Source organism: Bacillus sp. SIMBA_074, assembly GCF_046534555.1.
Taxonomy (GTDB): domain Bacteria; phylum Bacillota; class Bacilli; order Bacillales; family Bacillaceae_G; genus Bacillus_A; species Bacillus_A mycoides.
This window is the reverse complement of record NZ_JAWRYM010000238.1, coordinates 1-333: the sequence shown is the minus strand read 5'-3', so window position 1 is coordinate 333 and position 333 is coordinate 1. Positions and strand designations below refer to the sequence as shown.

At 42.0% G+C, this 333-nt stretch carries 1 protein-coding gene; it reads left to right on the top strand.

Annotated features, from left to right (window positions below; all coding sequences use genetic code 11):
* Window positions 1–225, top strand: a 225-nt coding sequence (locus SB773_RS30660) for a spore coat protein (RefSeq protein ID WP_410593995.1), incomplete at its 5' end; no start/stop codon positions are given.
* Between the last annotated feature and the right edge of the window lie 108 nt (window positions 226–333).

The following is a 333-nucleotide window of genomic DNA, read 5'->3' as shown; positions in this document are numbered from 1 at the left end:
AACTCCTTTTCCGTTGCCTTGCATGAAATGAGTAACCAAGCATTATTCCAAGACATTTTCTCCGTTTCGAAAGAAAATCAGGAGATGCAGCGTGAGCTCTATAACCTTATGTTCGAAAAAGGCTGGTATAGTTTAGAAAAGGCGCAGGCTCCGAGCCTAAGCCAATCGTATCAACAATTTTCCGGATATAAAAATCAGTTCCCACCTGGATCGAACATTCAATAAGCAAACATTCAGGGGGAGATTCTGCTTCCCTTTGTTTTTTTTGCACAAGTAAAGCCGGCCACGGGAGGCCGGCTTTATGTTTAGATATCCGTAGAAAACATATACTTC